General features: G+C 55.1%; 7 protein-coding genes. 3 read left to right on the top strand and 4 right to left on the bottom strand.

Annotation, left to right across the window (positions count from 1 at the left end):
- Positions 1-630: transposase (locus QMF38_RS08160; RefSeq protein ID WP_281759152.1), on the top strand; the 630-nt coding region annotated here is incomplete at its 5' end.
- A gap of 109 nt (positions 631-739) precedes the next feature.
- Here the strand turns inward: QMF38_RS08160 and QMF38_RS08155 are convergent.
- The 3 genes from QMF38_RS08155 to QMF38_RS08145 all read right to left on the bottom strand — a co-directional run bounded on the left by QMF38_RS08155 (position 740) and on the right by QMF38_RS08145 (position 3,356).
- Positions 740-1,000, bottom strand: a complete 261-nt coding sequence (locus QMF38_RS08155) for an HPr family phosphocarrier protein (protein ID WP_040289019.1) — start codon at positions 998-1,000, stop codon at positions 740-742.
- Positions 1,001-1,015: 15 nt separating this feature from the next.
- Positions 1,016-2,161 carry an ABC transporter ATP-binding protein gene (locus tag QMF38_RS08150; RefSeq protein WP_040289018.1) on the bottom strand — a complete coding sequence of 382 codons (1,146 nt, stop codon included), beginning with the start codon at positions 2,159-2,161 and terminating at the stop codon, positions 1,016-1,018.
- Between the two features lie 91 nt (positions 2,162-2,252).
- On the bottom strand, positions 2,253-3,356 hold the full coding sequence (locus QMF38_RS08145) for a PucR family transcriptional regulator (protein WP_281759151.1): 1,104 nt from the start codon (positions 3,354-3,356) through the stop codon (positions 2,253-2,255).
- A gap of 120 nt (positions 3,357-3,476) precedes the next feature.
- On the opposite strand from QMF38_RS08145, the gene QMF38_RS08140 reads away from it, so the two are divergent.
- Together QMF38_RS08140 and QMF38_RS08135 are read left to right on the top strand one after the other, a co-directional pair.
- Positions 3,477-4,901, top strand: coding sequence for an NAD-dependent malic enzyme (locus tag QMF38_RS08140; protein WP_040289016.1), 1,425 nt, complete (start codon positions 3,477-3,479; stop codon positions 4,899-4,901).
- Between the two features lie 123 nt (positions 4,902-5,024).
- The gene (locus tag QMF38_RS08135; RefSeq protein ID WP_281759150.1) at positions 5,025-6,635 is read left to right on the top strand and encodes a glycosyl hydrolase family 18 protein; all 1,611 of its coding nucleotides are present in this window, start codon (positions 5,025-5,027) and stop codon (positions 6,633-6,635) included.
- Positions 6,636-6,742: 107 nt separating this feature from the next.
- Here QMF38_RS08135 and odhB read toward each other — a convergent pair whose 3' ends face one another.
- Positions 6,743-7,987 (bottom strand): 2-oxoglutarate dehydrogenase complex dihydrolipoyllysine-residue succinyltransferase, encoded by a 1,245-nt coding sequence (gene odhB / locus QMF38_RS08130; RefSeq protein WP_281759149.1) that lies wholly within the window; start codon positions 7,985-7,987, stop codon positions 6,743-6,745.
- Positions 7,988-7,993 lie beyond the last annotated feature (6 nt).

The following is a 7,993-nucleotide window of genomic DNA, read 5'->3' as shown; positions in this document are numbered from 1 at the left end:
GACACGCGTTGCCTAATCCCGCATCTAGAACAGATTCGGGAGCGTTTGGGTGTGGCTCCGAAGGCTGTTATTGCAGACGCAGGATACGGGAGTGAAGAGAACTATACATACCTTGAGCAACAGCAAATCACTGCTTACGTGAAATACAACACCTATCACAAGGAGCGGACGAAGCGGTGGAAAGCAGACATCAGTCGGTATGAGAACTGGGAATACGACGAAGAACGAGATGAGTACATCTGTGCAGCGGACCAACGATTGACCTTTCGATACGAAGGATACGAGAAGACTGAGACTGGATACCGAGTGAAGAAAAGATATTACAGATGTGACACCTGTGGAACATGCCCGATACGAGCTCGGTGCACAAAAGGGTTGGGTAATCGACAAATCGGCGTAAGTCGCGAGCTCCAAAGATACAAACAAATGACAAGGGAACGTCTGTCAAGTGAGGAAGGCCGAGAACTCTCAGTCAGACGTATGGTGGAGGTTGAGAGCGTGTTTGGGCAACTAAAAGCCAATCGCGGGTTCCGCAGATTTCACCTGCGGGGCTTATTTAAGACGCACATTGAAGTGGGGCTCGTAAGTTTAGCCCACAATCTGATGAAGAAGGCGGCTTTATCCGCGTAGGAGGAGCTACCTTGCAAGCACAGAACGCAAAAAAAAAGACAATTAAACAAAAAAGGGGCTGTCCCCTTCCCCCATCTTACAATGGGTTTTGGGACAGCCCCTTTTCGACTTATAAACTTTCTTTCCCCAGCAAATCCGCAAGTGCAGCTACAGCTTCCGCTTCGTCGCTGCCTTCTGCTTGCAGCGTCACTGTCTCACCGTGCGCGATGGCCATCGACATCACACCAAGTACGCTCTTGGCGTCAACGAATTGATCGTGCTTGCCAACGCGAACGCTGCTCGCGAACGACGATGCAAGTTTGACGAACTCCGCCGCAGGCCGGGCGGCCAGCCCCTGGGCCAAGTTAACCGTCAAAACCTTCTCCACCATGGACAACACCTCGATTTAGACCAATGCCTCTTGTTTTGCAGGCGCCGCAAAACCGATGGACACCTCGGTCTCCGCGTCGAAGATGTGAATCTTGTTCAAATCGACGGCAAGCTTCACAGAGCTGCCAACATGGTACATGTGACGCGGATTGACACGAGCGATGAACGTGTTTTCGCCGACGCTGCAGTGCAAATACAACTCAGAACCCATGTGCTCGACGACCTCGACCTGTGACTGCAGAACCGTATCCGGATACGTCGTCATAAACACTTCTTCGTCGTGCAGGTCCTCTGGGCGCACACCAAGTACAACCGGCTTGCCGATCACGCCAGAACTCTTCAACACGCCATAACGCCCTTCGGGCAGGCGCAGTGAGATTGCCGGCGCGCGGAAGTAGAATGCATCACCATCGGCGACGATTTCGCCGCGAATGAAATTCATGGCCGGAGATCCGATAAAACCTGCGACAAACATGTTCTTCGGTTGCGAGTAAACCACTTGCGGCGTATCCGCCTGTTGAATGATGCCATCCCGCATCACACAGATGCGATCGCCCATCGTCATGGCTTCCGTCTGATCATGTGTAACGTAAATCATCGTCGTTTGCAACCGCTGATGCAATTTACGAATCTCCGCGCGCATCTGCACACGCAGTTTTGCGTCCAAGTTGGAGAGCGGTTCGTCCATCAGGAACACCTGTGGTTCGCGGACGATAGCGCGGCCCAAGGCAACGCGTTGGCGCTGACCACCTGACAGCGCTTTCGGCTTGCGGTCCAAAAGATGCGCAATATCCAGGATCTTCGCGGCTTCCTGTACGCGTTTGTCGATCTCGGCCTTTGGCACCTTGCGCAACTTCAAGCCGAACGCCATGTTCTGATAAACGGACATGTGCGGATACAGAGCATAGTTTTGAAACACCATGGCGATGTCGCGATCTTTCGGTGCGACGTCATTTACGCGGCGTTCCCCGATGTACAAGTTGCCATCCGTAATGTCTTCGAGCCCTGCAATCATGCGCAATGTCGTCGTTTTACCACAACCGGACGGTCCGACGAACACAACAAATTCCTTGTCCTGGATGTCGAGATTAAAGTCCTTGACCGTCGGTTCCGATGCACCACTGTATGTCTTGTAAATATGTTCGAGCAACACGCGTGCCACGTTGGTCAACCTCCCATGTCTAGCTGCTATGGTGCCAGTCTAGCAAAGAGTACACAGAAGGCCTATGTGCAGGTTGTACGGAATCGCCTCGTCAAGTTGAAGCAACTTGTTGTGGCATAAAACGGGCAGCAAGGTACAGCGCAATGGCGTCCTCGCCGCGGCGCACGTCAAATCCACTCGCCTCGTACAACCTTTCGATCCGCGCAAGCAACGTGTTCCGATGCACGTAGAGCGATCGCGCAGCTTCACTGGCGTTGAGATTGGCCTTTATCATGGCCTCCGTCAGTTCTCGCCAGCCGTCCGGCCAATCTCGCAAAGGCTGCGCCGCTCGCGCCGTCAACATCGCCTGTAGCACTTTCCATTGCGCAGAGCCGCCGATACTAAGCAGATAGAGTGCGGGATCCTCCCCAAACACGCCGTGCGTACGGTTGTACCGATCGCCCATGCGTGCCGTCAACTGCAAGGACGCAAGTGCCGAAAAGACCATATGCGGGCTCACGATAGGCATAGAGACCCAAACCTTGGCATCGACGAAGGCCTCCGCCCGTACCGCTGCCGCCAATTGTTCTGCAATCGCCAGCAATTTGCTAAACGATTGATCACCGACGCACGGAGGTTCATCGCCGTCACATTCGATCCCGGCCAAATCGTCCTGCGCAAGAAACACCAGCAAACAAGGGCCGTTTGCATCGAACTCTGTCCATCCATGCCCGAACATCGCCTCGATCACATGTCTTGCAATATCGGCATCCTCCGCCACTTGCCGTTCGCTGTTGGCGTGTTTGGCAGTCCATTCGATCGCGATCAGATAGCCAGGGAACTTCTTTTGAGCAAGCGTCCCCCAGTCGCGTGGTTCGCCGCGTCCGTCGACGCCCGCAACTACAGCGGTCAACTCCGCAAACGTCATGTCGCGACAGCCTGCATAGGCCTGTCCCACTGGTCGTCCGCCGCTAAACCGTTGCTCGTGCGCCAGCTGGCGCAAAGTCCAAGCAAGGGCGCACCTCACTTGCTCAGACGCATCCCAGTTGGGAAATCGGATGGCCCTGCCCTCATCTAGACGTAGCAACCAAGCTTCATCGCGGTTGCACCAGCCAAACCTCGGAACATCTGGTGCACTGTGCGGCCATTCGACAAGCGTCCATTCGATCCCGAAAGCTTTTGTCCAGTGTTCTAACGCATCGTGCCACCAGTCCATCGATTCCGCCCCTGTCGATGATCTCAAATTCGCCTACAGCGCAAGTTTAACCTCATTGTAACTGCGACGACACGTTTGTTACACTGAGTCCAAGGTGGGGTAACGCGAAGGAGGCTCTTCATGGAACTACAGCGAACTGGAATCAGCTTAATTTACCGTTTAGAACTCACGAATCAGGGTACCACCTTTGCAAAAGTGGCCAGCCTTGTCGGCGATGCTGGCGGTGACATCGCAGCTGTGGACGTCATCCGCGTAACGCCAGACATGGTGGTACGCGATATCACCATCAATGTCAGCAGCCGGGAACACGGTCGGCAAATTGCGGATATCCTTGATCGGGAACCAGGCATTCATGTCGTCGCCGTGTCGGATCGTACATTTCTCGTACACCTCGGCGGAAAACTGGAAGTCGCACCAAAGTTACAGGTTAAAAACCGCGAGGATCTTTCGCGAGTCTATACGCCTCACGTCGCACGCGTGTGTGAAGCGATCCACGAAGATCCCTCGAAAGCGTTTCAATTGACAATCAAGCGCAACACAGTCGCTGTTGTCTCTGACGGAACGGCGGTTTTGGGACTTGGCGATATCGGCCCTTATGCGGCTATGCCCGTTATGGAAGGCAAGGCGATGCTGTTCAAGCAATTTGCAGGCGTTGACGCATTCCCTATCTGCCTTGACACCAAAGATCCGGACCAAATTGTCGAGACAGTCAAGCAAATTGCTCCGGCGTTTGGTGGCATTAATTTGGAAGACATCTCGTCACCTCGTTGCTTTTACATTGAAGAACGCTTGCGCGAGGAACTGGATATCCCCGTCTTTCACGACGACCAGCACGGCACCGCGGTCGTCATGCTCGCAGGTCTATTAAACGCCGCAAAGTTGGTCGGTAAACCGCTGCCGAGCTTGAAAGTCGTCGTCGTCGGCATCGGTGCCGCCGGTGTCGCGTGCACGAAAATGTTGCTTAAAGCGGGCGTAACCAACATTCTGGGCGTCACCTTGGAGGGCATTATTCACCGTGGTGCGACCTATGAGAACGAGATGTGGAATTGGTACAAGGAGCACACGAATCCGGATAATGTCACGGGCACACTGGACGATGCTATCGTCGGCGCAGACGTATTCATCGGCGTCTCCGGTCCCGGCGTCCTCACGGTGGATCACATTCGCAAAATGGCGCCCGATCCCATTGTCTTTGCCATGGCAAATCCCAATCCGGAGATCGAGCCCGAACTCGCCGCTCCACACGTACGGGTCCTGGCGACTGGCCGCTCCGATTATCCGAATCAGATCAATAACGTGCTTTGTTTCCCTGGCATTTTCAAGGGTGCGCTCGCGGCCCGTGCGTACACCATTAACGAAGATATGAAGTTGGCGGCGGCCGAGGCTATCGCTTCCTCGATTCGCGATCACGAACTGCGCGAGGACTACATCATTCCGTCGGTGTTCAACCAATCCGTCGTACAGCGCGTTGCGGACGCGGTCGCCGAGGCGGCGCGCAAGTCTGGCGTCGCAAGGCGTGAAGTGCCACCGACCAACAATTTTTGACACGTAATTTAGGCCTGTCAAGATTCTCCGCTTGTCGGCATGTCCGTCGTTTCGTAGTGTTATCGATGTAAGGTCGGCTTGCCGACGCCATCGGACTACGTACGGAAAGGACTCGCGCCGCTGATGCAGAAATTCAATCGTCGCAACGCAGGCGTCGGCTTTGTGGCCGCCGCCTGCTCCGCACTGGCACTCGCCGCTTTCCCACACTTCGAACATGCAGCATCGGCGCAGCCTGCACTGCATTTTTCGCCTGCCACCATCAACTATGACGGTCACAGTGCGCATGTATACAAAATCGTCCAGGGCGGGACGGCATACATGCCTGTGTACTATGTCATGCAGGCTCTTAACGAGTTTGGATGCACAAACCAATGGAACGGATCCTCTTGGCTGTTCTCGGTAAGCAATTCACAGGCGATAGACTGGAACAATCTTTCTATTGGCACAGGCAAGGTGGCTCTGTACCTCAACCAGCGTCTCGTCTCGATGGTCAATCCGATCGTCGCGATCGACCCAAACAGTGGTAAACCGACCACCTACATGCCGGTATGGTACGTCATGCAAATGCTCCAACGCGCTGGTATTGCCTGCTCGTGGAACGGCAGCCAGTGGTCCCTAGCCAATCAACCGAATTTGCCACAGCCGGCACAGGCGGGGCTATGGAACAGTGCGTTTATAAACGGGGATGCGACATCCGTGAGCGATTTACAGATGTACCGGCACCATGTCAATGTTCTCTTTGTGAACGCGTTCGATTTGCACACAAACGGGACTCTGACACAGGATGAAGGCCAAGTGGCTTGTAGCTATGCACATCAAAATGGCATGCTTGCCATCGCCCGCATCGACAGTTTCGATGGTTCTTCACTTGCCAACCTCCTGGCCAACCCGCAGAACGCTTTAGCCCTGGCACAGCGCATTGTACAGGCCGTTGTAGCGGGAGGATATGATGGCGTAAACATCGATTTTGAGTTTCTCCCGGCCGCTGCCCAAGTTTCGTTTTTGTCATTCCTACAGCAATTGCACGTCCTACTCGCCAATCAGGACAAATGGCTAACCATCGATGTTCCGGCCATCGATGACCCAGCATCCGACACCTGGGACAGAGCATACAACCTGCAGCAAATCGGTGAGATTGCTGATAAAGAGGTGCTCATGAGCTACGACTATAGTTATCCCGGCAGCCCACCAGGGCCCATCGCACCGTTGCCCTGGGTCGTGAACACGATTAGCTACACAGTATCCCAAACGCCATCGGCAAAAGTCCTGCTCGGTATCGACACGTACGCATACGACTGGGGCAACAGCGACAATCCGACGGTGCTGACCCTGCAGCAGGTGGACAATCTCGCGTCCCAGCCCGGAACCACAGTATCGTACAATGCGTCGACCGCAACACCCAAGCTCACCTACTCGCAAAACGGGATCACACACACGGTATATTACGAAACACCTGCGAGCCTGGCGTCCCGCATCACGGAAGTCGGAGCATTTGCGCTAGGTGGCATCGCACAGTGGCGGATCGGCCTTGAGAACCCGGCGACGGACCAAGTGCTCGACAGTCTCGTTCCTGCCGAAACGGGTGGAACCACCGCACCCCCGGTAGCCAACGCAACAACCAACGCAACAACCAACGCAACAACCAACGCAACAACCAACGCAACAACCAACGCAACAACCAACGCAACAACCAACGCAACAACCACTGTGGTCACAAACAACACCACAGGCTGACGAATCTCGAAATACAACAAATAAGGCTGCCGACTTCCGCACCATCCGGAATTCGACAGCCTTATTGTATATCGTCGAATGACGGGTAAGGCTCACTTACCTTGCCATCAACCTTCAATGAGCAGAGATTCAGGATCCTCAATCATTCGCTTGACGGCGACGAGGAAGCGCACCGCTTCACTACCGTCGACGATTCGGTGATCGTACGACAGCGCAATGTACATCATCGGCCGGATTTCGACCTGGCCATTCACAGCAACCGGTCGTTGCACGATATTGTGCATGCCGAGAATGCCGACCTGCGGCGCGTTCAAAATCGGCGTCGAAAGCAATGATCCAAATGTACCACCGTTTGTGATGGTAAACGTGCCACCCTGCAGGTCTTCCAACCCGAGTTTATTGGAACGGGCCTTTACGGCCAAATCTGCAATTTCACGTTCGATATCGGCGAATGTCAGCCTATCCGCATTGCGCACGACAGGCACCACCAAGCCGCCTTCCGTGGCAACCGCGATGCCAATATCGTAGTGATGCTTGATAATCATGTCTTCGCCCTGAATTTCGGCGTTCAAACGCGGGAACTGCTTTAACGCGCCAACAACCGCTTTGGTGAAGAAAGACATGAAACCGAGACCCACGCCATACTTTTCCTTGAAGTTGTCCTTGCGGCGCTTGCGGACGTCCATTACTGCACTCATATCGACCTCGTTGAACGTGGTCAACATGGCTGCCGTATGTTGCGCTTCGACCAAACGCTTGGCAATCGTAACGCGCCGACGCGACATCCGAACCCGCTCTTCGTCAGGACGAACAGCCGACGCCGGTGTCGCCGTAGGCTGTGGCGCAGATGCTGGAGCAGATGGCACAGCCGCCGCACGAGCCAAATCCGCGATTTCAATCCGCCCAGTCTGCACCTGTCCCAAGTCTACGCCCTGCTCGAGTGCAGCGCGGCGCACCGAAGGCGTTGCCCGGACCGTCGACGGCGCTGCAGAAGGCACAGCTTGTGCAGAAGCCTGTGCAACAGGCGCAGTCTGAGCAGGAGCCTGCGCAGCTGGAGCTGGCGCCGCTTGTGCCGGTTGCGCAGCCGATGCCTGAGGCTGTGCCGCAGGTGCCGCTGCCCCTTCGCTGATGACCGCGATCACGTCGCCAATCCCGACCATCTCACCGGCCTGCTTCAGGATGGAGCTTAGAACACCCGCCTGTTCCGCGATGACTTCGACATTGACCTTGTCCGTCTCCAGCTCGGCGATGGTTTCTCCCGACTCGACGGCGTCTCCCTCGCGCTTAAGCCACTGACCGATGGTCGCTTCCACAATCGATTCGCCCAGAGAAGGTACTTTTACCTCTGCCACGTTTGT

Source organism: Alicyclobacillus hesperidum subsp. aegles (assembly GCF_027923525.1).
In the GTDB taxonomy this organism is placed as follows: domain Bacteria; phylum Bacillota; class Bacilli; order Alicyclobacillales; family Alicyclobacillaceae; genus Alicyclobacillus; species Alicyclobacillus aegles.
This window is presented reverse-complemented; position numbering and strand designations above follow the sequence as displayed.

What these genes read in the sequence shown, in the direction of transcription:
- QMF38_RS08135 (WP_281759150.1), top strand. Translation starts at nt 5,025, where the DNA reads ATGCAGAAATTCAATCGTCGCAACGCAGGCGTCGGCTTTGTGGCCGCC.
- QMF38_RS08140 (WP_040289016.1), top strand. Translation starts at nt 3,477, where the DNA reads ATGGAACTACAGCGAACTGGAATCAGCTTAATTTACCGTTTAGAACTC.
- QMF38_RS08155 (WP_040289019.1), bottom strand. Translation starts at nt 1,000, where the DNA reads ATGGTGGAGAAGGTTTTGACGGTTAACTTGGCCCAGGGGCTGGCCGCC.
- QMF38_RS08145 (WP_281759151.1), bottom strand. Translation starts at nt 3,356, where the DNA reads ATGGACTGGTGGCACGATGCGTTAGAACACTGGACAAAAGCTTTCGGG.